Annotated in this window: 23 protein-coding genes; 17 read left to right on the top strand and 6 right to left on the bottom strand. The window is 71.9% G+C overall.

Going from position 1 to position 24,861, the window contains the following annotated elements; genetic code table 11:
- Positions 1 to 2: 2 nt before the first annotated feature.
- The 3 genes from BS75_RS17830 to BS75_RS17820 all read right to left on the bottom strand — a co-directional run bounded on the left by BS75_RS17830 (position 3) and on the right by BS75_RS17820 (position 3,863).
- Complete coding sequence (locus BS75_RS17830; RefSeq protein WP_052069511.1) at positions 3 to 1,106, bottom strand: alpha/beta hydrolase; 1,104 nt, start codon at positions 1,104 to 1,106, stop codon at positions 3 to 5.
- A gap of 275 nt (positions 1,107 to 1,381) precedes the next feature.
- Positions 1,382 to 3,004 carry a class I adenylate-forming enzyme family protein gene (locus BS75_RS17825; RefSeq protein ID WP_034088946.1) on the bottom strand — a complete coding sequence of 541 codons (1,623 nt, stop codon included), beginning with the start codon at positions 3,002 to 3,004 and terminating at the stop codon, positions 1,382 to 1,384.
- Positions 3,005 to 3,143: 139 nt separating this feature from the next.
- The gene (locus BS75_RS17820) at positions 3,144 to 3,863 is read right to left on the bottom strand and encodes a cysteine hydrolase family protein (RefSeq protein WP_231607814.1); all 720 of its coding nucleotides are present in this window, start codon (positions 3,861 to 3,863) and stop codon (positions 3,144 to 3,146) included.
- 63 nt (positions 3,864 to 3,926) lie between these two features.
- Here BS75_RS17820 and BS75_RS17815 point away from each other — a divergent pair, with 63 nt between their 5' ends.
- The 4 genes from BS75_RS17815 to BS75_RS17800 all read left to right on the top strand — a co-directional run bounded on the left by BS75_RS17815 (position 3,927) and on the right by BS75_RS17800 (position 8,362).
- Entirely contained in the window at positions 3,927 to 5,195 is a 1,269-nt protein-coding gene (locus BS75_RS17815) for an amidohydrolase family protein (protein WP_042438164.1), read from the top strand.
- Between the two features lie 46 nt (positions 5,196 to 5,241).
- Positions 5,242 to 6,447, top strand: coding sequence for an acyl-CoA dehydrogenase family protein (locus BS75_RS17810; RefSeq protein WP_034088944.1), 1,206 nt, complete (start codon positions 5,242 to 5,244; stop codon positions 6,445 to 6,447).
- Positions 6,447 to 7,451, top strand: a complete 1,005-nt coding sequence (locus BS75_RS17805) for an acyl-CoA dehydrogenase (protein WP_034088943.1) — start codon at positions 6,447 to 6,449, stop codon at positions 7,449 to 7,451. Before BS75_RS17810 ends, BS75_RS17805 begins: the two co-directional genes overlap by 1 nt.
- Positions 7,452 to 7,888: 437 nt before the next feature.
- A complete protein-coding gene (locus BS75_RS17800; RefSeq protein WP_034088942.1) occupies positions 7,889 to 8,362 on the top strand; it encodes an ATP-binding protein in 474 nt (157 codons plus the stop codon).
- A gap of 807 nt (positions 8,363 to 9,169) precedes the next feature.
- On the opposite strand, the gene BS75_RS17795 is transcribed toward BS75_RS17800, so the two are convergent.
- On the bottom strand, positions 9,170 to 10,108 hold the full coding sequence (locus tag BS75_RS17795; RefSeq protein WP_034088941.1) for a cyclase family protein: 939 nt from the start codon (positions 10,106 to 10,108) through the stop codon (positions 9,170 to 9,172).
- 148 nt (positions 10,109 to 10,256) lie between these two features.
- Between BS75_RS17795 and BS75_RS17790 the strand changes: the two genes are divergently transcribed.
- Genes BS75_RS17790 through BS75_RS17775 form a run of 4 tightly spaced genes read left to right on the top strand, consistent with a single transcriptional unit; the run spans position 10,257 to position 15,066 of the window.
- Positions 10,257 to 11,165, top strand: a complete 909-nt coding sequence (locus BS75_RS17790; RefSeq protein WP_034088940.1) for an SDR family oxidoreductase — start codon at positions 10,257 to 10,259, stop codon at positions 11,163 to 11,165.
- 44 nt (positions 11,166 to 11,209) lie between these two features.
- The gene (locus tag BS75_RS17785) at positions 11,210 to 12,439 is read left to right on the top strand and encodes an acyl-CoA dehydrogenase family protein (protein ID WP_042438161.1); all 1,230 of its coding nucleotides are present in this window, start codon (positions 11,210 to 11,212) and stop codon (positions 12,437 to 12,439) included.
- 15 nt (positions 12,440 to 12,454) lie between these two features.
- Positions 12,455 to 13,948 (top strand): aldehyde dehydrogenase family protein, encoded by a 1,494-nt coding sequence (locus tag BS75_RS17780; RefSeq protein ID WP_034088939.1) that lies wholly within the window; start codon positions 12,455 to 12,457, stop codon positions 13,946 to 13,948.
- A 29-nt stretch (positions 13,949 to 13,977) separates the two neighbouring features.
- The gene (locus BS75_RS17775) at positions 13,978 to 15,066 is read left to right on the top strand and encodes a Zn-dependent alcohol dehydrogenase (protein ID WP_034088938.1); all 1,089 of its coding nucleotides are present in this window, start codon (positions 13,978 to 13,980) and stop codon (positions 15,064 to 15,066) included.
- A gap of 143 nt (positions 15,067 to 15,209) precedes the next feature.
- On the opposite strand, the gene BS75_RS17770 is transcribed toward BS75_RS17775, so the two are convergent.
- Complete coding sequence (locus BS75_RS17770; RefSeq protein ID WP_034088937.1) at positions 15,210 to 15,413, bottom strand: cold-shock protein; 204 nt, start codon at positions 15,411 to 15,413, stop codon at positions 15,210 to 15,212.
- 265 nt (positions 15,414 to 15,678) lie between these two features.
- Between BS75_RS17770 and BS75_RS17765 the strand changes: the two genes are divergently transcribed.
- The 5 genes from BS75_RS17765 to BS75_RS17745 all read left to right on the top strand — a co-directional run bounded on the left by BS75_RS17765 (position 15,679) and on the right by BS75_RS17745 (position 20,519).
- Positions 15,679 to 16,557, top strand: a complete 879-nt coding sequence (locus BS75_RS17765; protein ID WP_042438192.1) for a menaquinone biosynthetic enzyme MqnA/MqnD family protein — start codon at positions 15,679 to 15,681, stop codon at positions 16,555 to 16,557.
- 134 nt (positions 16,558 to 16,691) lie between these two features.
- A complete protein-coding gene (mqnC, locus tag BS75_RS17760; protein ID WP_081983302.1) occupies positions 16,692 to 17,954 on the top strand; it encodes a cyclic dehypoxanthinyl futalosine synthase in 1,263 nt (420 codons plus the stop codon).
- Positions 17,955 to 17,961: 7 nt separating this feature from the next.
- Positions 17,962 to 18,375: an imidazolonepropionase-like domain-containing protein gene (locus BS75_RS17755; RefSeq protein WP_034088936.1), complete on the top strand. Its 414-nt coding sequence runs from the start codon at positions 17,962 to 17,964 to the stop codon at positions 18,373 to 18,375.
- A gap of 19 nt (positions 18,376 to 18,394) precedes the next feature.
- Positions 18,395 to 19,087, top strand: coding sequence for a demethylmenaquinone methyltransferase (locus tag BS75_RS17750; protein ID WP_034088935.1), 693 nt, complete (start codon positions 18,395 to 18,397; stop codon positions 19,085 to 19,087).
- A gap of 127 nt (positions 19,088 to 19,214) precedes the next feature.
- Positions 19,215 to 20,519 carry a geranylgeranyl reductase family protein gene (locus tag BS75_RS17745; protein WP_034093259.1) on the top strand — a complete coding sequence of 435 codons (1,305 nt, stop codon included), beginning with the start codon at positions 19,215 to 19,217 and terminating at the stop codon, positions 20,517 to 20,519.
- A gap of 10 nt (positions 20,520 to 20,529) precedes the next feature.
- On the opposite strand, the gene BS75_RS17740 is transcribed toward BS75_RS17745, so the two are convergent.
- Positions 20,530 to 21,207 (bottom strand): Uma2 family endonuclease, encoded by a 678-nt coding sequence (locus BS75_RS17740; RefSeq protein ID WP_034088934.1) that lies wholly within the window; start codon positions 21,205 to 21,207, stop codon positions 20,530 to 20,532.
- Positions 21,208 to 21,780: 573 nt separating this feature from the next.
- Here BS75_RS17740 and BS75_RS17735 point away from each other — a divergent pair.
- From BS75_RS17735 to BS75_RS17720, 4 genes are read left to right on the top strand one after another with little or no spacing between them, the layout of a single operon-like run.
- Entirely contained in the window at positions 21,781 to 22,140 is a 360-nt protein-coding gene (locus BS75_RS17735) for an NADH-quinone oxidoreductase subunit A (protein WP_034088933.1), read from the top strand.
- A 33-nt stretch (positions 22,141 to 22,173) separates the two neighbouring features.
- On the top strand, positions 22,174 to 22,728 hold the full coding sequence (locus BS75_RS17730; protein ID WP_034088932.1) for a NuoB/complex I 20 kDa subunit family protein: 555 nt from the start codon (positions 22,174 to 22,176) through the stop codon (positions 22,726 to 22,728).
- 35 nt (positions 22,729 to 22,763) lie between these two features.
- On the top strand, positions 22,764 to 23,468 hold the full coding sequence (locus BS75_RS17725) for an NADH-quinone oxidoreductase subunit C (RefSeq protein ID WP_034093258.1): 705 nt from the start codon (positions 22,764 to 22,766) through the stop codon (positions 23,466 to 23,468).
- Complete coding sequence (locus BS75_RS17720) at positions 23,468 to 24,832, top strand: NADH-quinone oxidoreductase subunit D (RefSeq protein WP_034088931.1); 1,365 nt, start codon at positions 23,468 to 23,470, stop codon at positions 24,830 to 24,832. Before BS75_RS17725 ends, BS75_RS17720 begins: the two co-directional genes overlap by 1 nt.
- Positions 24,833 to 24,861 lie beyond the last annotated feature (29 nt).

The raw sequence follows: 24,861 nt of genomic DNA, 5'->3' as shown, positions 1-24,861 counted from the left end.
GCTCAGACCGCGATCTGCTGGGAGATCCAGACCAGCGAGTCCGGCAGCATGGTCTGGAAGACGGCGGTGGTGTGGCTGCCGTGGTCCAGCTGCATCACCCGGCTGGGACCGGGGTTGTGCAGCACGCCGATCAGGGCCCGGGCGTCCGGCATGGTGCCGGGGTCGCCGAGCGAGCCGGCTGCCAGGATCACGATGTCGGGCTGCTGCTTGGCGTCCTTGAGCAGCAGGTACGGGTTGTTCGCCTTGGCCAGCGCCGGGTCCTTGAGCACGACCGCCGCGTCCGGGTAGTTGTAGCCGGACATGGTGACCGCGGCGTGGAAGGACTGCGGGTACTGGACGGTCAGGTTGGCCGAGCAGTAGCCGCCGGCCGAGTAACCCATGATCGCCCAGTGCTTGGCGTCGGTCGCGGCCCGGAAGTTGCCCTTGATCATCGTCGGCACGTCCTTGGCCAGCCAGGTCGCGGTCTGGTAGCTGCCGGGCAGGTTGGCGCAGCCGGAGTCGTTGCCGCCGCCGAACATGTTCAGCGTGGCGGCGACCAGGATCATCGGCTTGACCTTGCCCTCGCCCATGAGCTTGACCATTTCGTCGTTGGCCTTCATGGTGCCGAACCAGGTCTGCGGGGTGCCGGGGGTACCGGGCAGCAGTTCGACCACGGGGAACTCGGTGTGGGCGAACTGCGCCTGGTTGTACTGCGGCGGCAGCCAGACATAGAGGCTGCCCTTGATGTGCGACTCAGGGCCGACGGCCTTGGTCTTGAGCACACCCGTCGTGTAGGTGCTGAAGGTGAGCGGGTCCGCCTGGACGGTCCCCGGCTTGGTGCCTCCGATGGGCTTCCCGGTCTGGTTGCCGGTCGCGCTCATCTGAACGGTGGCGTTGCTGCCGAACAGATCGCCCCAACTGTCGTAGAAGGGGCCCATGCTGTTGTTGACGTACACCAGCACCATCAGCACCGCTGCGGCCTGGCTGAGCACGGTCATACCGACCCTGCCGATTATTCGTACCGCGTGGGGACCGGGTATCCGGTTCCATACGGCGATCATGCCGGTCACTGCCAGCACCACGATCAGGATGGTGATGGCGAAGAACGGCGTTCCTGTGAGACTCATCGGTAACCCTTCCGGACTCTCCCGCCGTCGCCTGCAGCCGTCGGACGGACGGCAACTGGACGGAATCCGCTGGTGAAGACGCATCCGATGACCGCTGGGTTGCAACCGTCGACAAGGTGCGCAGCCGTACGGGCGAATCCAGGAGGCGTGCTTACCTTGAGATTACCTGGGAGTCGGTGGAGTTTTTCATACCAATGGATGACGCTCGAATGGCCGTACGGCGGGGGAACGGTTGCCCGGAGGTCGCGCGGGCCGGGGAAGCGCCCGGCAGGCGCTCAGCCGCGCGGATCCGACCAGGGCAGAACGGCGAACATGTCCCGCAGCTCGTGCTTCAGCACCTTGCGGAGCGTGTCGTTCCGCGGCAGGGCGTCGACGATCTCCAGCTGTTCGGGGATCTTCTGCGCCATCAGCCCGGCCGCGCGCAGCCGTTCGGCCAGCTCGGCCAGGGTCGGCGGCTCCGTCCCCGGCCGCCGCTCGACCACGGCGCAGACCCGCTCGCCGCGCACCGGGTCCGGCAGGCCGATCACGGCCACCCCGGCGACCCTGGGGTCCTGGTAGATCAGGTCCTCGATCTCCTGCGGGGCGATGTTCTCGCCCTTGCGGATGATCAGGTCCTTCAGCCGCCCGGTGAGCACCACATGGCCGTCGGGCCTGAGCCGGCCCAGGTCCCCGGTGCGGAACCAGCCGTCGCTGGTGAACGCCTGCGCGGTCAGTGCCGGATCGGTGTAGCCGCGGCAGACCATCGGACCGCGCAGCCACACCTCGCCGACCTCGCCCGGCTCCGCCTCCCCGCCCTCGCGCCGCACCACCCGCACCTCCACCCCGGCCACCGGGTGGCCCTCGGTGTGGGCCAGCTGCTCGGGGGTGTCGCTCGGCGATCCCATGCAGATCGCCGGGGCCTCGGTCATGCCGTAGCCGTGGGCGAGCACGCAGCCCAGCTCCTCGGCGACCTCCCGGTACATCTCCGGCGGCCGGGGCGCGCCGCCGCCGGAGATGATCCGCAGGCTCGGCAGCAGCCGCTCGCCGGACGGCAGCCGCCGCTGCTCGGCCAGGAAGGCGGCGTAGAAGGCGGTGCTGCCGCCGGCCATGGTGACCCCGTTGCGGCGGTACGCGGGCAGCACCTCGGGCAGTGCGAAGGACTCGACCAGCAGCGCCGGGAAGCCGTGGACCAGCATGGTGACCAGGTAGTCGGGGCCGCCGATGTGGGCGTAGGGGAAGGCGATCGAGCCGACGTCCGCCGGGCTCATCCCCAGCGCGTCGGCCAGGCCCGCACCGCCCGCGATCAGCGTCCGGTCGGTGTGCCGGGCGCCCTTGGGCGCGGCGGTGATGCCGGAGGTGTAGTAGACCCAGCGGACCGGCGCCCGGTCGTCGGCGAGGTCGCCCCGGGGGGCCGGCGGCAGTCCGGACGGGTCGCCGACCGGCAGGTCCGCCTCCTCGTAGGCGACCAGCAGCCGGGGCGGGGCGTCGAGGCCGGCCACCAGCTCCTCGGCCAGTTTCCGGTAGTCGAAGCCGCGCCACAGCCCCGGCAGGAGGAACAGCTCGGCCTCGGACTCGCGCAGGATCCGGCCGACCTCGGCCCCCCGGTAGATGGCGATCACCGGGGTCTGCACCGCGCCCAGCCGGGCGAGGGCGAGCGACAGGACGACGGTCTCCACCCGGGTCGGCAGCTGCCAGGCGACCCGGGTGCCCTCGGCCACCCCCTGCTCCCGGTGCAGCCCGGCGGCGACCCGTTCGGCGCGGTCGCGCACCTCGCGGAAGCTCAGCCGGCGGTCGACCCCGGGGGAGACCTCCTGCAGCAGCATGGGCGCGTCCGGGGTCTGCGCCGCCCGGCGCTCCAGCAGCTCCCACAGGGTGCGGGCATCGGCTATCCGTGCGGCGGCGGATCCGGGACTCGGCATGGCTGGCCTCCAGAGATCTGACTATCTGTCAGATACTGGATGAGACTACGAGTGCCCGGCCCCGCGCTCAAGACTCGTGCCGCGCTCAAGACTCGTGCCGTGCTCAAGGCCCGTGCCGTGTTCGGGGCCCCTGCCGTGCTCAGGATTCCTCCGCCGGTCGGGGCGGGGCGCCGCCCCAGCGGTCGAGCACCGCCGCCGTGTCGGTCACCGTGGCCACCAGGGCCAGGGTGTGCCGGAGCACCGCCTCCGCGTACTCCGGCGGGGTCCCGGCGACGGCGTCGGCGGGCAGTACCGCCTGGAATCCGGCCCCGACCAGGCCGAGCACCAGCTCCAGCAGTGCGACATTGAGCGACACCCCGACGCACACCACGGTCCGGGCGCCGAGGTTGCGCAGTGCCGGGGCCAGGCCGGTCTCCTGGAACGGGCCGAGGCCGTGCAGTCGCGGCAGGACCAGGTCGCGCTCGGGGTCGGCGCCGATCCCGGGGTGCAGCCCGGCCGCCGCCGAGCCCGGGGTCAGCCCCGGTCCCGCCTTGGCCGCCGCCGCGAACAGCAGGGCGTTGCGGTTGGCCGCGAGTCCGTCCGCCCGCCGCAGCGCGGTGCAGTGCAGCACCGGCACCCCGGTGGCGCGGGCCGCCGCGCCCAGCCGCCGAACCTGGGCCACCAGTCCGTCCGGTCCGACCCCGGCCGCCGCCTCGGCCAGGGCCGGGAAGACCGCGTCCGCGCCGAGCACCCCCTGCTGGCACTCGCAGGTCACCAGTGCGGACCGGGCCGGGTCGAGCAGTCGGTCGAGCCTCGCGTTCATCGCCGTCCCCTGTCCCGCCCGCTCGTCCGGGCGCTTGCCGCCCGTTGTCGGGGTCACTAGTCTGAATCTGACGGATCGTCAGGTAAAGGGTTCGGGCAGCCGGACCTCGGAGGGAGACCCATGGACCACCCCGAGCCGCAGCCCGAGCCACAGCCCGAGCCGGAGTCGGCGCTGCCGATGGTGGTCAGCGTCGACGACCACGTGATCGAGCCGGCCCACCTCTTCGAGACCTGGCTCCCGGCCAGGTACCGGGACCGGGGCCCCAAGCCGCTGCGCGCGGGCATCGGCGAACTCGCCTACGTCGGCGGCAAGTACCGGATCACCATGGATCCGGAGGGGCCGCCCACCGACTGGTGGATCTACGAGGACCTGCAGTTCCCGTACAAGCGCAACATCGCCGCCGTCGGATTCGACCGGGACGAGATGACCCTGGAGGGCATCACCCGCGAGCAGATGCGCCGGGGCTGCTGGGACCCCAAGGCCCGGATCGACGACATGGAGAACAACCATGTCGAGGCCTCGCTCTGCTTCCCGACCTTCCCCCGCTTCTGCGGCCAGACCTTCGCCGAGGCGCACGACAAGGAGGTCGCGCTGGCCTGCGTCCGCGCCTACAACGACTGGATGGTGGAGGAGTGGTGCGGCGACAGCGGCGGCCGACTGATCCCGCTCTGCCTGATCCCGCTCTGGGACGTGGCACTGGCCGCAGCCGAGATCCGGCGCAACGCCGCGCGCGGCGTCCGCGCCGTCTGCTTCAGCGAGATCCCCACCTACCTGGGTCTGCCCAGCATCCACAGCGGCTACTGGGACCCGTTCTTCGCCGAGTGCGCGGCGACCGGGACCGTGGTCTGCATGCACATCGGCTCCTCCTCGCAGATGCCGGCCGCCTCGCCGGACGCGCCCCCGGCCGTCCAGGCCACGCTGAGCTTCAACAACGCCATGGCCTCGATGACGGACTTCCTCTTCTCCGGCGTGCTGGTGCGCTTCCCCCGGTTGAAGCTGGCCTACAGCGAGGGGCAGATGGGCTGGATCCCGTACGCCCTGGAGCGCGCCGACGACGTCTGGCGCGAGCACCGGGCCTGGGGCGGGGTGCGCGACATCGTCCCGGAGCCGCCGTCCAGCTACTACTACCGGCAGATCTTCGCCTGCTTCTTCCGCGACAAGCACGGCATCGCCTCGCTCGACACCGTGGGCGTGGACAACATCACCTTCGAGACCGACTACCCGCACGTCGACTCGACCTGGCCGGAGACCGAGGCGGTCGCCCGCGACCATGTCGGCGGACTGCCGCCGGACGTGATCTACAAGATCATGCGCGGCAACGCCATCCGGATGCTCGGCCTGGACCTCGACCGCCACCTGGACCTGAGCGGCCGACCGCTCGCGGGCTGAACCGCGACCGCCCGCCACCCCACTGCTCCGGAGAGAGGCACGCGCCGTGGACCTGAGCGACACCCCTGCCGAGGCCGGGTTCCGGTGCGGGCTGCGGAGCTGGCTGGCGAAGGCCATGGCCGAGCTCGGACCGCCGCCCGACCCCGCCGACTGGCCCGCCCGGCGCGCCTACGACACGGCCTGGCAGCGGCAGTTGTACGAGGCCGGCTATGCCGGGGTGCACTGGCCGGCCGAGGCCGGCGGACGCGGCGCCGGACCGGTCGAGCACCTGATCCTGCTGGAGGAGACCGAGCGGGCCGGCGCCCCCTACGTCGGGGCGAACTTCGTCGGGCTGCTCCACGCGGGGCCGACCATCGTCGCCGAGGGCACGCCCGAGCAGCGGCGACGCTACCTGCCGCCGATCCTCCGGGGCGAGGAGATCTGGTGCCAGGGCTTCAGCGAGCCCGACGCGGGCTCCGACCTCGCCGCCCTGCGCACCCGCGCGGTGCGGGACGGCGACCACTACGTGGTCACCGGCAGCAAGATCTGGACCTCGCACGCCGAGGTCGCCGACTGGTGCGAACTGCTGGTCCGCACCGACCCCGAGGCGCCCAGGCACCAGGGCATCAGCTGGCTGATCCTGCCCATGGACGCGTCGGGGGTGACCGTCCGGCCGCTGCGCACCCTGGCCGGGACCACGGAGTTCGCCGAACTGTTCCTGGACGAGGTGCGGGTGCCGGTCAGCAACCGGGTGGGCGCCGAGAACGACGGCTGGCGGGTCACCATGGTCACCCTCTCCTTCGAGCGGGGGACGGCCTTCGCGGCCGAGGTGGTGGCCTGCCGCCGGACCCTCGGCCGACTGGCCCGGCTGGCCGAGACCGAGGGGGCGTGGACGGACGCGGTGCTGCGCCGCCGCTTCGGGCTGCTGGCCGGACAGTTCGACGCGCTGTGGCGGCTGGTCCAGTGGAACGTCTCGGAGGCGGCCGCCGCGGCGGCCCGCACCGGTGGCGACGCGGTGCCGGGCGCCGGGGCCTCGGTCTTCAAGCTGCGCTTCTCCGAGGCCCGGCAGGAGCTGTACGACCTGGCCGCCGAGGTCCTCGGCAGCGGATCCCTGCTGCTGGGAGCGGTCGGGGAGGAGGAGGACTGGACCGGGCAGCGGCTGCAGGGCCTCTCCTACACCATCGCCGCCGGCACCTCGCAGATCCAGCGCAGCATCGTGGCCCAGCGGATCCTCGGCCTGCCGAAGCCTCGATCCGCGACCAGGGGGAGCTGATGGACTTTCGACTGACGGTCGAACAGCGGGAGCTGCAGGCCGCGGTACGCGCGCTGCTGGCGGGCCGGTTCGGGCCGGAGCGGCTGCGCGCCGCTGTCGACGATGACGGCGGCGGTCCCGACCCCGTCCTCTGGGCGGAGCTGCGACGGGCGGGGGTGTTCGGGCTGCGCGGACCCGACGGGGCGGACGGGTCGGACGGGCGGGCCGGTTCGGACGGGCTGGGGCTGGGACTGGCCGAGGCGGTGCTGGTCTTCGAGGAGCTGGGACGGGCACTGGTACCCGGGCCGCTGGTCGCCACCGAACTGGCCGGGGCGCTCGGGCTCGACGGCACGGCCGCGCTGGTACGGCTGCCGGCCGGGCGCGGCCCGTTGCTGGTCGAGCAGTTGCCCAGGCTCGATCTGCTGCTGGTCCTGGACACCGGCTCGGGCGAGCTGCGCCGGGTCGACCCGGCGGAGGTGGCCGCCGGGGCGGAGCCGGTGCGCGCGGTCGACCCGCTCACCCCCCTGTGGCGGGTGGACGCGGCGCTCCCGTCCGGCACCCTCCTGGACCGGGCCGACGCCGCCCTGGTGTGGACCGAGGGGACGCTGCTGACCGCCGCGCTGCAGGTCGGGCTGGCGGACCGGGCGGTCAGGTCGGCGGTGGTCCACGCCGGGCGGCGCGAGCAGTTCGGACAACCGATCGGGGCCTTCCAGGCGGTGCAACACCTGTGCGCCGACATGCTGGCGCGGTTGGAACCGGCCCGGGTGGCGGTGCGGGCGGCAGCGGTGGTGCTGGACGCGGACGGAGCGACCCCCGCGGCCCGCGCGGCGGTGGCCGGGGCGAAGCTGCTCGCCGACGAGGCGGCGGTGCGCGGCGCGCGCGACTGTCTCCAGGTGCACGGCGGAATGGGGTTCACCTGGGAGGCGGACGTCCAGCTCCTGCTGAAACGTTCCTGGGTGTGGCAGCACAGCTTCGCCGACAGCGAGGAGTGCGCCGAACTGCTGTCCCGTCAGTTGCTGTTGTGACAGCGGCAGCTGTGCGGGACGGGTGCGGCGACGGTGGGTGACGACCACTGTGGGGAGACTGTGGACACTTGTAGGAAGGGTGGTTTTGTCCGGACGCCAGCCGGTTGCCGGTGATCCGGTTACGGTTCGGCTACGCTCCATGAGTGCGGACGAATCGGGAGCTGTCTCGGCGTGCAGGGCGTAGGAACCGTCCTGCGCAGCAGGTCGGGCGCCCTCCGCTGACGCCGCCGCGGTCCGCCGCAGTGGCAGTCGGGCCGGCGGGGGCAGTATGCACCCCGGGGCGGTCCCAATGTTGGAATATGCCTGAAGCGCTTGCTCCGGCCGGCGTGGGCGAATCATCCTGGATCAGATCCGGGGAGGGAAGCTGTCCGCAGAGTCCCAGCACCCCCGTGTTTTCCAAGGCACGACTGATCCCGCAAGTACGGGTGGTGTGAGCGGTGCAGGTGCTACAGGTGCAGATCGCGGTGCAGGCCGATCCGGCCGAGGTCGGGCGAGCCCGGCGCTGGACCCGGACCCGATTGCAGAGCTGCGGTGTGGACCCTGACGCGCCGCTTGCCGAGACGCTGGTGCTGGTGGTCTCCGAACTGGTGACCAACGCGGTGGTGCACACCGGCTCACCGGCCGTGCTGCGCCTGGTCTTCCCGGTCGGCCGGGACGCGGAGCGGCGCCCGGTCCGGGTCGAGGTCGCGGACGCCAGCGACCAGCCGCCGCTGCCGAGGCACACCCGCAGCGAGGCCACCAACGGCCGGGGCCTGGAACTGGTCGAGTGTCTGACCGACCGTTGGGGCTGGCACCCGGACGGCGTCGGGAAGCGCGTCTGGTGCGAGATCGAGCCGCAGAGCGCGGCCGGCACCGCCGGCGAAGCCCGGCAGGGCGCCGGCGTCCCCGGACTCCATCTGCTGGTGGGCTGAGCCGCCACCGCCGCACTGCCGGACCGCCGCACCGCCCGACCGCCGCACCGCCGTCCGTCGGCCGGGAGCGCGCCGAATATCGGCGGCGCCGTGAATCCGCTGCGGTATTCCGCCATTGCGGCAATCCGCCACCGCGCGGAAACCGAGCGGCAATTATGTGGGCGGTCCGGCGGCATTCGCCGGGGCCCGCCGTGCCGTTCCGGGGGTCTGTCGGCCGCTCCGGCTCGGCCACAATTCGGTCTCGGGCGGCATACGCCCCGGTAACCCCGGCCGGTCCGGAGGGTCGACGGGCGGCGGCGGACGTGCGCGCACGGTCCGGTGCCTGGACCGATCGGGTCGGCTGCCGGGGCGGCTCGCGACGGTCCTCCGGACCTGCTCCGCATGCTGGTGGGAAGCCTGATTCGGTGGAATGATCGAGTGCCGACGGTCGGCGTGGGAGCCGTGGGGCGGAACGATTCGGCGGGTTGTCCCGGCCCGGCGTGACGGCCGGTCGATTCCGGCCAACTTGCGAATTTCCCGACGACCGAAAGCGTACGCAACCAATCCGAATCACGGACAAGGCATTGACGTGGCGTGGTCGGCTGATCACGCTTGGAGTCAACGGCTCGCTGCGAGGGGACGTTGAGGGCGTGTTCGACCACTGGTCGATGGGGAGCGTCCTTGGCGAGAGTGGGCCGGGTCGGCGCGGGTCAGGGCAGAGTCCGTATGCGTACGGAGTCCAGGCGTCGGGGCCGGGTGGCGGGACTCCGGGCAGGCCGTCCGATCTGCACGGCGTCTCGCCACCCGTTCTGTGGGCCGGTTCGGCGGCTACTTGACCGCGACCGGGGCGACCGGGGCCCCCACGCCGCCGACGAAGGGCTCCGGCGGTGCGGACAGCAGGAACGCGTACTGCCCGTCCTCGGCGCAGTCCGCCGCCAGCGCCTCCAGGTTCCAGTTCTGGCCCTGCATCATGCCCATCTCCACGAGGTCCAGGGCGTGCACCGGCAGATAGAGGCCGTCGATCTCGGGCGGGAAGATCTCGAAGGTGAGGGTGTCGTTGGCGACCGCCGCCACGTCACGGGCGTGGAACCAGGCCGGCGTGGACAGCGAGAGGCCGGGGGAGGGGAAGGCGTAGGCGTCCCGGTCGCCGCCCAGGTACAGCTGGACCTGCCCGGTGCGCACCAGTACCAGGTCGCCGCTGCGGACCTCGGTCCCGGCCAGTTCCTCGGCCGCGTCCAGCTCCTCGGCGGTCACCGGGTGGCCCGGCTCCAGCCTGCCCGCTCCGAGGGCCCGGGCCACGTCCAGCAGCACGCCCCGGCCGAGCACCGGACCGGCCTTCTCGACGCCGCTGCGGACCGCGCCCTCGTGGGCGGTGATCGCGCTGTCGGCCGGCCGGTTGTTGTAGATCCGGTTGCCGTGGCTGACATGGCCGAGGCCGTCCCAGTGGGTCCCGGCCTGGAGTCCGAGGGTGGCCACGTCGTCGCTGGTGGCGATGGCGCCGGGGCCGAACATCTCCCAGTTCAGCGCGGTCATGGTGTGCAGCGGGTTGACCCGGCCGGGGATCAGGCCGTTCTGCACGCCCTGCTGCCGGAGCGGTAGCGCCAGCGGGAACCGGCGGCCGGAGCGCACCGTCGCGACGGCGGCGCGGACCGCCTCCGGGGTGATCAGGTTCAGTGTGCCGATCTCGTCCGAAGCGCCCCAGCGGCCCCAGTTGTTGACGCGCTTGGCGATCTCGCGGAACTCGTCGAAGTCGTTGGGAGCGGCCACGGGTGCCTCCGTCGGTAGCGGTGGGTGTGAAGCGGTGCGGTGGGCGCGAGCAGGGCCGGGGAAATCTGACGACCACTCAGCTATGGCCTCGCCCCGCCCTCGCTCCTAGAATCTAACGGTCCGTCAGAAACCTGAGGAGGGGTACGACGTGGGTGACTTCCTGCAAGGCCGGGTGATCGCGGTGACCGGCGCGGGGCGCGGGATCGGCCGCGCGGTCGCGCTCGGCTGCGCCGCGGAGGGGGCCAGGGTGGTCGTCAACGACTACGGCGTCGCCATGGACGGCGGAAACCCGACCAGCGAGGTCGCGGCGGCCGTGGTCAAGGAGATCGAGGCGGCCGGGGGCGAGGCGGTGGCGGTCGCCGACGACGTCTCCACCATGGCCGGGGGAGCCCGGGTGGTCGCCGCCGCGGTCGAGCGCTGGGGCCGGCTGGACGGCGTCGTCTGCGTGGCCGGCATCCTGCGCGAGCGGATGCTGTTCAACATGTCCGAGGAGGAGTGGGACGGCGTCGTCGACACCCACCTCAAGGGCACCTTCACCGTCTTCCGCGCCGCCGCCGCGCTGATGCGGGCCCAGGGCGGCGGCACGCTGGTCGGCTTCACCAGCGGCAACCACACCGGGAGCGTCAGCCAGGCCAACTACAGCGCGGCCAAGGGCGGTGTCATCTCGCTGGTCCGCAGCGCCGCGCTCGGGCTGCACAAGTACGGGGTGACCGCCAACTGCGTGGCCCCGGTGGCCCGGACCCGGATGTCCGCCAACGTCCCGATGGAGCTCACCGAGATCGGCGAGCCCGAGGACGTCGCCGCCCTCGTGGTCTACCTGCTCTCGGCGCGGGCCGCCGGGATCACCGGGCAGGTCTACACCGTCGCCGGCCCGAAGATCGCGGTCTGGGCGCAGCCGCGCGAACTCCGCTCGATGTACGCCGAGGGCGGCGGCTGGACGCCGGAGCGCATCGCCGAGGCGCTGCCGGGGGCGGTGGGCAGCGACCCGATGCCGATGCTCGCCCAACTGGACGCGATGGCGCGGGCCGCCGCGGCCAAGCAGCGCCCCAACGCCTGACCGCCCCACCCGGCAGTCGACCAGGGAAGGGACCGACCACCGAGATGGACTTCTCCTTCAGCGCCGAGGACGAGGCGTTCCGCGCGCGGGCGCGGACCTGGCTGGCCGAGCGGCTGGACGGCGCCGGTGCGCCCTTCGCCGACCTGTGCACCGACGTCGGCCCGACCGAGCTCGACCCCGACCGGCGCCGGTCCTGGGAGCAGGAGTTGGGGGCCGGCGGCTGGATCGGCCTGGGCTGGTCCGAGGGCGCGCTCACCCGGCAGGTGGTCTGGGCCGAGGAGTACGCCCGCGCCCGGGGCCCGGCCCCGCTGGGCATCGTCGGCGAGCACCTGCTCGCGCCGACGCTGCTGCGCTTCGGCAGCAGGGCGCAGCGGGAGCGCTTCCTGCCGCCGATCGCGGCGGGCACGGAGATCTGGTGCCAGGGCTACAGCGAGCCGGGGGCCGGCTCCGACCTGGCGGCCGTCCGCACCGGCGCCCGGCGCGAGACCGGAGCTGCGGACGCGGACTGGCTGGTGACCGGGCAGAAGACCTGGACCTCGCTCTCGCAGTGGGCCGACTGGTGCTTCGTCCTGGCCCGGACCGAACCGGGCTCGCACCGGCACCACGGGCTGAGCCTGCTGCTGCTGCCGATGGACCAGCCGGACCGGATCGAGGTGCGGCCGATCCGGCAGCTGGACGGGGCGTCCGAGTTCAGCGAGGTCTTCTTCGACGGTGCGCGGGCCGCCGCCGCCGACGTCCTCGGCGCGCCCGGGGACGGCTGGCGGGTGGCGATGGCGCTGCTCTCCTTCGAGCGCGGCGCGGGGATGCTGGGCCGGCAGATCGGCTACGCCCGGGAGTTCGAGGCGGTGCTGGCCACGGCGGTGCGGACCGGCGCGGTCGGCGACCCGGTGCTGCGGGAGCGGCTCACCCGGCAGTGGGCCGACCTGCACGCGCTGCGCTGCAATGCGCTGCGCACCCTCGGCACCGCCGAGCCGGGCTCGGCGGCGGTGGCCAAGCTGCTGTGGGGCGGCTGGCACCAGCGGCTCGGCGAGCTGGCGCTGGCGGTCCTCGGCCCGGCCGGGGCGACCGCCCCCGGCCCCCACCTCCCCGGCCGCTACCCGCTCACCGCCGACCAGCACCGGCTGCTGTTCTCCCGGGCGGACACCGTCTACGGCGGCAGCGACCAGGTCCAGCGCAACCTCATCGCCGAGCGGGTGCTCCGACTGCCCCGCGAGCCGCGCCCGCAACCGGCGGCCGCCCCGACCAACCAGGACCCGCGCCCCGACCAGCCGTGACCCGGAAGGAAAGCCATGACCGGCAGTACCCCAGCCACCCACCGGCTCTACATCGACGGCGCCTGGCGCGAGGGCGGCGACGGCAGCTACCCCGTCGTCGACCCGGCCACCGAGCGGGTGGTCGGCCACGCGCCCGAGGCCTCGGCCGCCGACGTGGCGGACGCCGTGGCCGCCGCCCGCCGGGCCTACGAGGGCTGGTCCCGGACCTCCCCGGCCGAACGCGCCGCCGTGCTGGAGCGGATCGCGGACGCGGTGCTGGCGCACGTCGAGGACTTCGTGCCGCTGCTCCAGCAGGAGACCGGGGCGACCATCCGGGTGGCCTCGTCGATGCAACTGCCGGTGGTCGCCGACCGGTTCCGCCGCTACGCCAGGGGCGCGCTGGAACCCGCGCTGCTCCCCTTCGCCCCGGTGCCGGTCGGCGCGACCGCGCTGGCGTCCGGGGGGCTGACCAACTCGGTGGCCGCCCGCCGGCCCGTCGGCGTCGTCGGCTGCATCACCTCCTACAACTTCCCGATCGTCAACCTGGCCGGGAAGCTGGCGCCGGCGCTGGCGATGGGCAACACCGTGGTCGCCAAGCCGGCCCCGCAGGATCCGCTGACCTGCCTGCGGCTGGGCGAGATCTTCGAGGAGGCGGGGGCGCCGCCCGGGATCCTCAATGTCGTCACCGGCTCCGGCCCCGGGGTCGGGGCGGCGCTGGTGGCCTCGCCCGAGGTCGACATGGTCAGCTTCACCGGCTCGACCGGGGTCGGCCGACGGATCGCCGCGGACGGCGGGGCGAGCATGAAGCGGCTGCTGCTGGAACTCGGCGGCAAGGGCGCGGCGGTGGTGCTGGCCGACGCCGACCTGGCCCAGGTGGTCCCGGCCGTCGGCTCGACCTGGGCCTTCCACTCCGGGCAGATCTGCACCGCGCCGACCCGGGTGCTGGTCCACCGCTCACGCCAGGAGGAGCTGCTGGCCGGACTGGCCCGCTTCGCCGCGGCGCTGCCGCTCGGCGACCCGCTGCTGCCGGGCACGGTGGTCGGCCCGCTGATCACCGCCGCGCACCGGGACCGGGTGGAGGGGTACATCGCCGGGGCGCTGGCCGAGGGCGCGCGGCTGGTCGCCGGCGGCACCCGCAAGGAGCGGGTCGAGGGCGCCCAGGCCGTCCCCGGGACCGGCTTCTACGTCGCCCCGACGCTGCTGGCCGACGTCACCCCGGGGATGGCGGCGGCCCGCGAGGAGATCTTCGGACCGGTCGTGGTGGTGCTGCCCTTCGACGAGGAGGAGGAGGCCGTCGCACTGGCCAACTCCACCGAGTTCGGCCTCTACGACTACGTCTTCTCCCGCGACACCGCCCGCGCCTACGCCCTCGCCGGGCGGCTGCGCAGCGGCAGCGTCGGCATCAACACCGTCCAGCGCCACCCGGAGGCGCCCTTCGGCGGCTTCAAGCAGAGCGGGGTGGCCCGCGACTGCGGCTCCTTCGCGCTGCACGCCTACAGCGAGCTGCAGGCGCTGGTCTGGCAGTCCTGACCAACCATCACCAACCGTGAGGGGAACCGATGAAAGGCGTCATCTTCGACGGCAGGGCGGCCCGGGTGGTGGACGATCTCGCGGTCCGCGACCCGGGTCCTGGCGAGGTCCTGGTGCGGATCGCCGCCGCCGGGCTCTGCCACAGCGACCTGTCGGTGATCAACGGGACGATCCCGTTCCCGGTCCCGGTGGTCCTCGGCCACGAGGGCGCGGGCACGGTCGAGGCCGTCGGCGAGGGCGTCGCCAACGTCGCCCCGGGCGACCATGTCGCGCTGTCCACCATCGCCAACTGCGGCGCCTGCCCGGAGTGCGGGCAGGGGCGGCCGACCATGTGCCGGTTCGCCATCGGCCGGCCGACCAAGCCGTTCACCCGCGCCTCGGAGCCGAACACCCCGCTCCACAACTTCGCCTCGGCCTCGGTCTTCGCCGAACGGACGGTGGTGAAGGCGGTGCAGGCGGTCCGGATCGACCCGGAGATCCCCTTCGCCTCGGCCGCGCTGATCGGCTGCAGCGTGGTGACCGGCGTCGGCGCGGTGCTGAACCGGGCCCGGGTCGGCCTGGGCGACACGGTGCTGGTGATCGGTTGCGGCGGGATCGGGCTCAACGTCGTCCAGGGCGCGCGGATCGCCGGAGCCTCGCGGATCGTCGCGGTGGACGCGGTGGCCGCCAAGGAGGAGGTCGCCCGGACCTTCGGCGCGACCGACTTCATCGACGCCAGGGCGGTGGCCGAGGCGGGCGGCAGCACGGTCGAGGCGGTCCGGGCGCTGCTGCCGACCGGGGTCGACCACGCCTTCGAGTGCGTCGGCAGCCCGACGCTGGTCCGGCAGGCGATCGACCTGCTCGACCGGCACGGCCAGGCGGTGCTGCTGGGGATGACCCCGCCGACGACGGAGGCCGGCTTCCGCCCGGCGGAGCTGTTCCTGGACAAGTCGATCCTCGGCTGCCGCTACGGCTCCTCGCGTCCGCAGACCGACATCCCGCGCTATGTCGGGCTGTACCGCTCGGGCCGGCTGCTGCTGGACGAACTGGTCACCGCCACCTATCCGGTGGACGACTTCGACCGGGCCGCCGACGACACCCACCACGCCCGGGTGGCCCGGGCGGTGCTGGTCTTCTGAGGGGGCGGCCGAGCCGGGGCAAGGCAGAGGGCCCGTCGTCCGGGGTGCGGACGCGGGCCCTCTTGGGTCGGTGCTGCGGAAGCCACCGGAGGATCAGGCGACCCGATCGGGATTGATCAGGAGCGGTTGACCAGTGGTTGGGTTCAGACCGGGGTGACGTTCTCCGCCTGCGGACCCTTCGGGCCCTGCGTGACGTCGAACTCCACCGGCTGGTTCTCCTCCAGCGAGCGGAAGCCGCTCGCGTTGATGGCGGAGTAGTGGACGAAGACGTCGGGGCCGCCGCCGTCCTGGGCGATGAAGCCGAAGCCCTTTTCGGCGTTGAACCACTTGACGGTTCCGGTCGCCATAACCGTTCTCCTTGCGAGGGACGAATGGACGCCACACCTCGTGACGCCCGGTCCGCTGCGCTGATCCCCGCTTCAGGTACTTCTGTGACAAAGCTCTGAAAACTACAGAAGCCCGCGGTCACATGCTCCGCAGGCTTGAGTACTGCATGGGAAATCAAACTGCAACTGCAGAAACCCTAGCACGCAGGTTCCCGCCCGGCCAGGGACGATCGGGGGCCGGGACACGGGGGCACCGCACCGGATACACGGGGCTACTGTGCTGGATGTGGACACTTCTACCGAGCGTGACACCGCACCGAACGGCAGCCCGAACGGCAGCGCCGTCCGCCCCCGGGTGGGGCACATCCAGTTCCTGAACTGCCTGCCGATCTACTGGGGCCTGGCCCGGACCGGGACCCTCCTTGATCTGGACCTGACCAAGGACACCCCCGAACGGCTGAGCGACGCCCTGGTCGCCGGAGAGCTCGACATCTCCCCGATCACCTGCGTGGAGTACCTCCGCAACGCGGATCAGCTGGTGGTCATGCCGGACATCGCGGTCGGCAGCGACGGCCCGGTGCTGTCCTGCCTGATCGTCAGCCAGGTGCCGCTGGAGCAGCTGGACGGCCGCCGGGTCGCCCTCGGCTCGACCAGCAGGACCTCCGTCCGGCTGGCCCAGCTGCTGCTCGCCGAGCAGTACCGGGTGCAGCCCGACTACTTCACCTGTCCGCCGGACCTCTCGCTGATGATGCAGGAGGCCGACGCCGCGGTGCTGATCGGCGACGCCGCGCTGCGGGCCTCGCTGCACGAGGCCCCGAGGCTGGGGCTGCAGGTGCACGACCTGGGCGAGATGTGGAAGCAGTGGACCGGCCTCCCCTTCGTCTTCGCGGTCTGGGCCGCCCGCCGCGACTTCCTGGCCCGGGAGCCGGAGCAGGTGCACGAGGTGCACCGGGCCTTCCTGGAGTCCCGGGACCTCTCGATGGAGGAGGTCGACAAGGTCGCCGAGCAGGCCGCCCGCTGGGAGTCCTTCGACGCGGAACTGCTGCGCCGCTACTACGCCGAGGCGCTGGACTTCTCCTTCGGCGAGCGGCAGCTGACCGGGCTGCGGGAGTTCGCCGACCGGATCGGCATGAGCACCGAGCACATCAGCCTGCTGCAGCGCTGAGGCGCCCCGGACGCAGGGGCGGATGCGGGACCGGACGCGGGGCCGGACCCTCCCCCGGCCCCGCCGGGGGCTCGCGTAGGCTGGTCGATGCCCGTAGCAGTGCAGTACGAGAGGACGCCAAGGTGCCCGAGAGCATGCCCACCACGACCGCCGAGAGCGCTCGTCAGGCCGTCCTCGACCGGGCCGCCGGCGGCGGCCGGATCAGCCCGGAGGAGGCGCTCGACCTCTACCGGCACGCCCCGCTGCACGCGCTGGGCGCGGCGGCCGACGCCGCGCGCCGCCGTCGCTACGCCGGCACCGAGCACATCGCGACGTACATCATCGAGCGCAACATCAACTACACCAACGTCTGCGTGACCGCCTGCAAGTTCTGCGCCTTCTACGCCGCCCCCAAGGACGTCGAGAAGGGCTGGTCGCGTGACCTGGAGGAGATCCTCCGGCGCTGCGCGGAGACGGTCGAGCTCGGCGGCACCCAGATCATGTTCCAGGGCGGCCACCACCCGGACTACGGCGTCGAGTACTACGAGCGGGCCTTCGCCGCGATCAAGAAGGACTTCCCGCAGCTGGTGATCCACTCGCTCGGGGCCTCCGAGATCGAGCACATGTCGCGGATCTCCGGCGTCACCGCCGAGGAGGCCATCCGCCGGATCCACGCGGCCGGTCTCGACTCCTTCGCCGGCGCCGGCGCGGAGCTGCTGCCCGAGCGCCCGCGCAAGGCCATCGCCCCGCTCAAGGAGTCCGGCGAGCGCTGGCTGGAGATCATGGAGATCGCCCACAACCTGGGCGTCGAGTCCACCTCCACCATGCTGATGGGCACCGGCGAGACCAATGCCGAGCGGATCGAGCACCTGCGCATGATCCGCGACGTCCAGGACCGCACCGGCGGTTTCCGGGCCTTCATCCCGTACACCTACCAGCCGGAGAACAACCACCTCAAGGGCCGCACCCAGGCCACGCTGATCGAGTACCTGCGGCTGATCGCGGTCGCCCGGCTGTTCCTCGACAACGTCGCCCACATCCAGGGCTCCTGGCTGACCGTCGGCAAGGAGATGGGCCAGCTGACGCTGCACTACGGTGCGGACGACCTCGGCTCGGTGATGCTGGAGGAGAACGTGGTCTCCTCCGCCGGGGCCAAGCACCGCTCCAACCGGATGGAGCTGATCAACCTGATCCGCGCGGCCGGCCGGGTGCCGGCCCAGCGCGCCACCACCTACGAGCACCTGGTGATCCACGACGACCCGGCCGACGACCCGGTCAACGACCACGCGTACTCGCACATCGCCTCCACCGCGATCGAAGGGGGAGGCGTGGGCGCAGCCCACTCGGACAAGGGTGGCGGCGGGCGACGGGCGGGCGGCACGGCGCATCCGGAGCTCAAGCTCCTCAACGCCAACTGACACAGCCGTGCTGACGATCCACACCGGCTCGCAGGAGCCGCCGCTCGCCGTCGCAGTCGACGGCGAGCGGATCGTCGCGCTCGGCAGCCCGGACGAGGTCGCCGCGGCCTACCCGACCGCCCGGGTCCGCCGCTGGCGCGGTCGGCTCGGCCCCGGACTGCTGCACGAGGGCCCGCTGCCGGAGGCGCCCAGCGCCCGCGAGCGGGTGCACGCCCTGCTGCGCCTCGGCGCGACCGGTGCGCGCGCCGAGCACCTGGCCGACCCCGCGCTGCGCGCCGCCGCGCAGCGCAACAACCTGGCGGTGCTGGACCGTCCGCCCTCGCTGGAGCGCGGTGCCCGCGCCGACCTGGCGGTCTTCGCCGAGGACGGCAGCTGCGTGGCGACCGTGCTGGCCGGACGACTGGTCCACCGCCGGGCGTGACTGGGTGAACAATGGGGAGGTGACCCGAGCCTCCCTGGACAAGCAGCCGCACGAAGTCGCCTCGATGTTCGACGACGTGGCCGCCAAGTACGACCTGACCAACGACGTGCTCTCGCTGGGCCAGACCCGGCTCTGGCGCAAGGCCGTCGCCCGTGCCGTCGACGCCCGCCCCGGCGAGTACGTGCTCGACCTCGCGGCCGGTACCGCCACCTCCTCGCTGCCCTTCGCCGAGGCCGGGGCGACCGTGGTGCCCTGCGACTTCTCGCTCGGGATGCTCCGCGAGGGCAAGCGCCGCCACCCGGAGCTGCCGCTGACCGCCGGCGACGCCACCCGGCTGCCCTTCGCCGACGCCGTGTTCGACGCGGTCACCATCTCCTTCGGGCTGCGCAACGTCCAGGACACCGACGCCGCGCTGCGCGAGCTGCTGCGGGTCACCAAGCCCGGTGGCCGGGTCGTCATCTGCGAGTTCAGCCACCCGGTCTGGTCGCCCTTCCGCACCGTCTACACCGAGTACCTGATGCGGGCGCTGCCGCCGGTCGCCACCGCCGTCAGCAGCAACCCGGACGCCTACGTCTACCTGGCCGACTCCATCCGGGCCTGGCCGGACCAGCCCGCCCTGGCCGCCCGGCTGCAGCAGGCCGGCTGGTCCGCCGTCGCCTGGCGCAACCTCACCGGCGGCATCGTCGCCCTCCACCGCGGCCTCCGGCCGTGACCCGCCGTGACCCGCTGACGGGTGCGGCTCGGCGTCGGCCGCGCACGACCATCTCCTAGACTGCGAGGTGGCCCCGGGCGGGCCCACAGTCTTCCGACGAGAGCAGCAGGAGTCCCAGGTGTCGCAGCTGACCCAGCAGACCGCAGCGAGCGAGGCTGCCGCCATCGAGGCTGAGGCCGATGTCATCGTGGTCGGCGCCGGTCCTGCGGGGGCGAGCACGGCGTACCACCTGGCCCAGTCGGGCCTGGAGGTGCTGCTGCTGGAGAAGGCGCAGTTCCCGCGGGAGAAGGTCTGCGGCGACGGCCTGACGCCGCGCGCGACCAAGCAGCTGGTCGACATGGGGATCGACATCTCCGAGGAGGCCGGCTGGCTGCGCAACAAGGGGCTGCGGATCATCGGCGGCGGGGTCCGGCTGGAGCTGGACTGGCCGGAGCTGGCGAGCTTCCCCGACTACGGTCTGGTCCGCAAGCGCGCCGACTTCGACGAGCTGCTGGCCCGTCAGGCCGAGAAGGCCGGGGCCAAGCTGCACCAGCAGTGCAACGTCACCGGCCCGGTGCTGGACGAGCGCTCCGGCCGGGTGGTCGGGGTCACCGCCAAGCTCGGCCCGGACAAGCGCGAGGTGGTCTTCCGCGCGCCGCTGGTGGTCGCCGCGGACGGCAACTCCACCCGGCTCTCGCTGGCCATGGGCCTGCACCGGCGCGAGGACCGGCCGATGGGCGTCGCCTACCGCACCTACTTCAACTCGCCCCGCAGCGACGACGACTACCTGGAGTCCTGGCTGGAGCTGTGGGACCGGCGCGGCGGCCAGGAGAAGCTGCTGCCCGGCTACGGCTGGATCTTCGGCATGGGCGACGGCACCAGCAACGTCGGCCTGGGGCTGCTCAACACCACCGCCTCCTTCAAGGACATCGACTACCGCGAGCTGCTCAAGGTGTGGTGCGCGGGCATGCCGGAGGAGTGGGGCTACACCCCGGAGAACATGACCGAGCCGATCCGGGGCGCGGCGCTGCCGATGGCCTTCAACCGGCAGCCGCACTACACCCGGGGCTTCCTGCTGGTCGGCGACGCCGGCGGGATGGTCAACCCGTTCAACGGCGAGGGCATCGCCTATGCGATGGAATCCGGGCAGATCGCGGCCGGCGTCATCGTCCAGGCCCTGGCCCGGCAGACCGACCTGGGCCGGGAGCGGGCGCTGGAGGCCTACCCGAGGATCCTCAAGGAGGTCTACGGCGGCTACTACTCGCTGGGCCGGGCCTTCGTGAAGGCGATCGGCAACCCGCTGGTGATGCGGATGGCCGCGCAGCGCGGCCTGACCCACCCGATGCTGATGCGCTTCGTGCTGAAGCTGCTGGCCAACCTGACCGACCCGCAGGGCGGCGACGCGATGGACCGCATCATCAACGGCCTGGCCAAGGTGGCTCCGAGGGCCTGACCGGCGGTTCTCAGAAGGCGAGGTCGGCCCAGGGGATGCGGATGCCGAACGGCTCCGGGAAGTCGATGCCCGCGTCCCCGGGCTCCCATTCGCCGACCGGGACGTAGACGGACGGGCGCAGCGGCTTGACCGCGAGGCCCTGCGTCGGCAGCGTCACGAGTTCGTAGGCCCTGACCGCGGAGATGTCCCAGTTGCCCAGGGAGTCGAGTTCGACCTCCCAGTACCAGGGGATGCCGGCCTCGGCATACCGGTCCGTCTTCCAGGCCCGGCGCTTGGGGGTGTCCGATCCCGACAGGACCTCGCCGACCAGGACGACGTCGCCGGCGAGGGTGTCGGCCCCGCGCGGGAGGCACCGCCGGACCAGGAAGTCCGGGGTGAGGAAGCTGGACTTGTCACGGGTGAAGAAGACATTGGTCTCGACCTCGACCTGCCAGCACCGCTGATCGGCGGCGCGGGAGCCGGCGTCGGCGGAGCCGCCGGACATGGCCCGGCGGGCTTCGGCCTCCAGGGCGTTGCGCATCCGGACGGTGAACTGCTGGTGTTCCAGCGGACCGCGCCGGTTCCAGAGGACCTTCCGGTCCCACAGTTCGATCTGCGCGGCGACCTCCTCGGGCAACTGCTGGAGACCGTCCCAGGACGAGTACTCCGGAACGCCGGATCCCGGTGTCTCGAATGCTTCGGCCGACATGCTGCCTCCTCCGTGGGTGCTTCGGGTTTCACCCTAACTGCGAACCTCCGGGAACAGCGGTCCCCCTGTGGGGGCGCGCGGGGATGTGGCGGAGCGGTCACCGGGGCCCGGATCCGGCAGCCGCACCCCGAGTGCTGCCCGGCCGGAAGGTGCAATCCGGCCACGGACGGATGATTCCGTCAACTGCCGTCCACGGTGTCCACCCTGATGGGCGAGTTTCTTTAGCACGGCCGGATGGTAGAGACAAAAGTTGCTTTGGATCACTCGCGTCTGCTAGTGAATCGGCGCTCCACCTGCGGAAATCGCATAAATCGCTACGCCTTGTGAAGGAAAGCACACGGCTGGTGGCCGATTTTGCCCGGTCATTACTTCTTGATCATCCGTCAGGTGGCGTAGATCACATTGAAGGGGCTGACGCCCGTGTCGCAGATCACATGTGAACGGGCATAGGATGCAGCCGTCTTGGGGCCTTGTGAACTGCCTCACATGAGGGGATCACGGTCGCGAGCTGTACTGACCCGCAGTCACCGACAGGGACGTCGGCGCAGACTGACGCCTGGGAGGTCGTTCGGTATGAACGCATATGCGCCGATTCTGGTACTTGGTGCCCTTGCCGCCGCCTTCGCGGTCGGCTCCGTGGCGATGGCCGCGCTGACCGGCCCCAAGCGGTACAACCGCGCCAAGTTGGAGGCGTACGAGTGCGGCATCGAGCCCACTCCGCAGCCCGTGGGGGGCGGCCGGTTCCCCATCAAGTACTACCTGACGGCGATGCTCTTCATCGTCTTCGACATCGAGATCGTCTTCCTCTACCCGTGGGCCGTCACCTTCGACGCCCTCGGGCTCTTCGGCCTGGTCGAGATGGTGCTGTTCATCGCCACCGTCTTCGTCGCGTATGCGTACGTGTGGCGGCGCGGGGGCCTGGAGTGGGACTGACCACAGCGGAACCGAGAGCTGAGAGGACACCAGATGGGTATTGAGGAGAAGCTGCCCAGCGGCTTCCTGCTCACCTCGGTCGAGCAGGCTGCCGGATGGGTGCGCAAGAGCTCGCTCTTCCCCGCCACCTTCGGCCTGGCCTGCTGCGCGATCGAGATGATGACCACCGGCGCCGGCCGCTACGACCTGGCCCGCTTCGGGATGGAGGTCTTCCGCGGCTCCCCGCGCCAGGCCGATCTGATGATCGTGGCGGGCCGGGTCAGCCAGAAGATGGCCCCGGTGGTCCGCCAGGTCTACGACCAGATGGCCAACCCCAAGTGGGTCATCTCCATGGGTGTCTGCGCCAGCTCCGGCGGGATGTTCAACAACTACGCGATCGTGCAGGGCGTCGACCACATCATCCCGGTCGACATCTACCTCCCCGGCTGCCCGCCCCGGCCGGAGATGCTGATGGACGCGATCCTCAAGCTGCACGAGCAGATCCGCCACGAGAAGCTCGGCGCGCAGAAGGCGAAGGCCGAGGCGGAGGCCGAGGAGCTGGCGCTGAAGGCGACCCCGACGATCGAGATGAAGGGGCTGCTGCGGTGAGCGACAGCACAGAGAGCGGCAGCACCGAGAGCGGAGTGCCGGTCCCGCGCGAGGGCACCGAGTTGGAGATCGTCGGCGTCCGGCACGGGATGTTCGGCGGAGGCAACGGAGTGGGCGGCGGCAGCGGCGACACCTCCGGCTACGGCCGGCTGGTCAGCCCGATCGTCCTGCCCGGCGCCACCCCCCGCCCCTACGGCGGTGACTGGTTCGACGAGGTCGCCGACGAGCTGGAGGGCGCGCTGGAGGAGCAGGGGCTCCAGGTCGCGGACGTGATCGAGAAGACCGTGGTCGACCGCGGCGAGATCACCTTCCACATCGCCCGGGAGCACCTGGTCCCGGCGATGCGCACGCTGCGGGACGACCCCGCGCTGCGCTTCGAACTGTGCACCGGTGTCAGCGGCGTGCACTACCCGGGCGAGCCCGGACGCGAACTGCACGCCGTCTACCACCTGCGCTCGATCACCCACAACCGGCTGATCCGGGTGGAGACCACCGCTCCCGACGCGGACCCGCACCTGCCCTCGACGTTCGCGGTCTACCCGACCAACGACTGGCACGAGCGCGAGACCTACGACTTCTTCGGCATCGTCTTCGACGGCCACCCGGCGCTGACGCGGATCATGATGCCGGACGACTGGCTGGGCCACCCGCAGCGCAAGGACTACCCGCTCGGTGGCATCCCCGTCGAGTACAAGGGCGCGCAGATCCCGGCTCCCGACCAGCGGAGGTCGTACAACTGATGTCCACACCACACGCGACCGAGCAGACCGAGCAGACCGGGCAGGCCGAGGCGGCCGGCCGGGAGACCACCGAGGGCCGGGTCTACACCGTCACCGGCGGCGACTGGGACGAGATCGTCACCGCCGCGGCCAGGGCCGACGACGAGCGGATCATCGTCAACATGGGCCCGCAGCACCCGTCCACCCACGGCGTGCTGCGGCTGATCCTGGAGATCGACGGCGAGACGGTGACCGAGGCCCGCTGCGGCATCGGCTACCTGCACACCGGCATCGAGAAGAACATGGAGTTCCGGAACTGGACCCAGGGCACGACCTTCGTGACCCGGATGGACTACCTGACCCCGCTGTTCAACGAGACCGCCTACTGCCTCGCGGTCGAGCGGCTGCTCGGCGTCACCGCCGACATCCCCGAACGGGCCTCCGTCATCCGAGTGCTGATGATGGAGCTGAACCGGATCTCCTCGCACCTGGTGTGCCTCGCCACCGGCGGGATGGAGATCGGCTCCACCACCCTGATGATCTACGGCTTCCGCGACCGCGAGGTCATCCTCGACATCTTCGAGCTGGTCACCGGGCTGCGGATGAACCACGCCTACGTCCGCCCCGGCGGCCTGGCGCAGGACCTGCCGCCCGGCGCGCTGGACCAGATCCGCGAGGGCGTCAAGCTGCTCCGCAAGCGGATGCCCGAGTACGACAAGCTGGCCACCAACAACCCGGTCTTCAAGGCCAGGCTGGTCGACGTCGGCTACCTGGACCTGGCCGGCTGCATGGCGCTCGGCGCGACCGGACCGATCCTCCGCTCCACCGGCCTGCCGCACGACCTCCGCAAGGCCCAGCCCTACTGCGGCTACGAGCAGTACGACTTCGAGGTCCCGACCGCCGACACCTGCGACTCCTACGGCCGCTTCCTGATCCGGCTGGCCGAGATGGAGCAGTCGCTGCGGATCGTCGAGCAGTGCCTGGACCAGCTGCGCGGCGCGAGCGGCGCGGTGATGGTCGCCGACAAGAAGATCGCCTGGCCGGCCCAGCTCTCGCTGGGACCGGACGGCATGGGCAACTCGCTGGACCACATCCGGACCATCATGGGCGAGTCCATGGAGGCCCTGATCCACCACTTCAAGCTGGTCACCGAGGGCTTCCGGGTCCCGGCCGGACAGGCGTACGAGGCGGTGGAGTCGCCCAAGGGCGAGCTCGGCGTCCATGTCGTCAGCGACGGCGGCACCCGCCCCTACCGGGTCCACTTCCGCGACCCCAGCTTCACCAACCTGCAGTCCATGGCTGCGATGTGTGAGGGCGGACAGGTCGCGGACGTCATCGTCGCCGTGGCCGGGATCGACCCCGTGATGGGAGGCGTGGACCGGTGACCAGTCAGCTTGAGCCGACGGAGCCGCGG

The organism is Streptacidiphilus albus JL83, from assembly GCF_000744705.1.
GTDB classification, from domain to species: domain Bacteria; phylum Actinomycetota; class Actinomycetes; order Streptomycetales; family Streptomycetaceae; genus Streptacidiphilus; species Streptacidiphilus albus.
Note: the sequence above shows the minus strand (reverse complement) of the source record. Positions and strands in the feature narration are given on the sequence as shown.

What these genes read in the sequence shown, in the direction of transcription:
- BS75_RS17830 (WP_052069511.1), bottom strand. Translation starts at nt 1,106, where the DNA reads ATGAGTCTCACAGGAACGCCGTTCTTCGCCATCACCATCCTGATCGTG.
- BS75_RS17825 (WP_034088946.1), bottom strand. Translation starts at nt 3,004, where the DNA reads ATGCCGAGTCCCGGATCCGCCGCCGCACGGATAGCCGATGCCCGCACC.
- BS75_RS17815 (WP_042438164.1), top strand. Translation starts at nt 3,927, where the DNA reads ATGGACCACCCCGAGCCGCAGCCCGAGCCACAGCCCGAGCCGGAGTCG.
- BS75_RS17805 (WP_034088943.1), top strand. Translation starts at nt 6,447, where the DNA reads ATGGACTTTCGACTGACGGTCGAACAGCGGGAGCTGCAGGCCGCGGTA.
- BS75_RS17785 (WP_042438161.1), top strand. Translation starts at nt 11,210, where the DNA reads ATGGACTTCTCCTTCAGCGCCGAGGACGAGGCGTTCCGCGCGCGGGCG.
- BS75_RS17780 (WP_034088939.1), top strand. Translation starts at nt 12,455, where the DNA reads ATGACCGGCAGTACCCCAGCCACCCACCGGCTCTACATCGACGGCGCC.
- BS75_RS17775 (WP_034088938.1), top strand. Translation starts at nt 13,978, where the DNA reads ATGAAAGGCGTCATCTTCGACGGCAGGGCGGCCCGGGTGGTGGACGAT.
- BS75_RS17770 (WP_034088937.1), bottom strand. Translation starts at nt 15,413, where the DNA reads ATGGCGACCGGAACCGTCAAGTGGTTCAACGCCGAAAAGGGCTTCGGC.
- mqnC (WP_081983302.1), top strand. Translation starts at nt 16,692, where the DNA reads ATGCCCACCACGACCGCCGAGAGCGCTCGTCAGGCCGTCCTCGACCGG.
- BS75_RS17740 (WP_034088934.1), bottom strand. Translation starts at nt 21,207, where the DNA reads ATGTCGGCCGAAGCATTCGAGACACCGGGATCCGGCGTTCCGGAGTAC.
- BS75_RS17735 (WP_034088933.1), top strand. Translation starts at nt 21,781, where the DNA reads ATGAACGCATATGCGCCGATTCTGGTACTTGGTGCCCTTGCCGCCGCC.
- BS75_RS17730 (WP_034088932.1), top strand. Translation starts at nt 22,174, where the DNA reads ATGGGTATTGAGGAGAAGCTGCCCAGCGGCTTCCTGCTCACCTCGGTC.
- BS75_RS17720 (WP_034088931.1), top strand. Translation starts at nt 23,468, where the DNA reads ATGTCCACACCACACGCGACCGAGCAGACCGAGCAGACCGGGCAGGCC.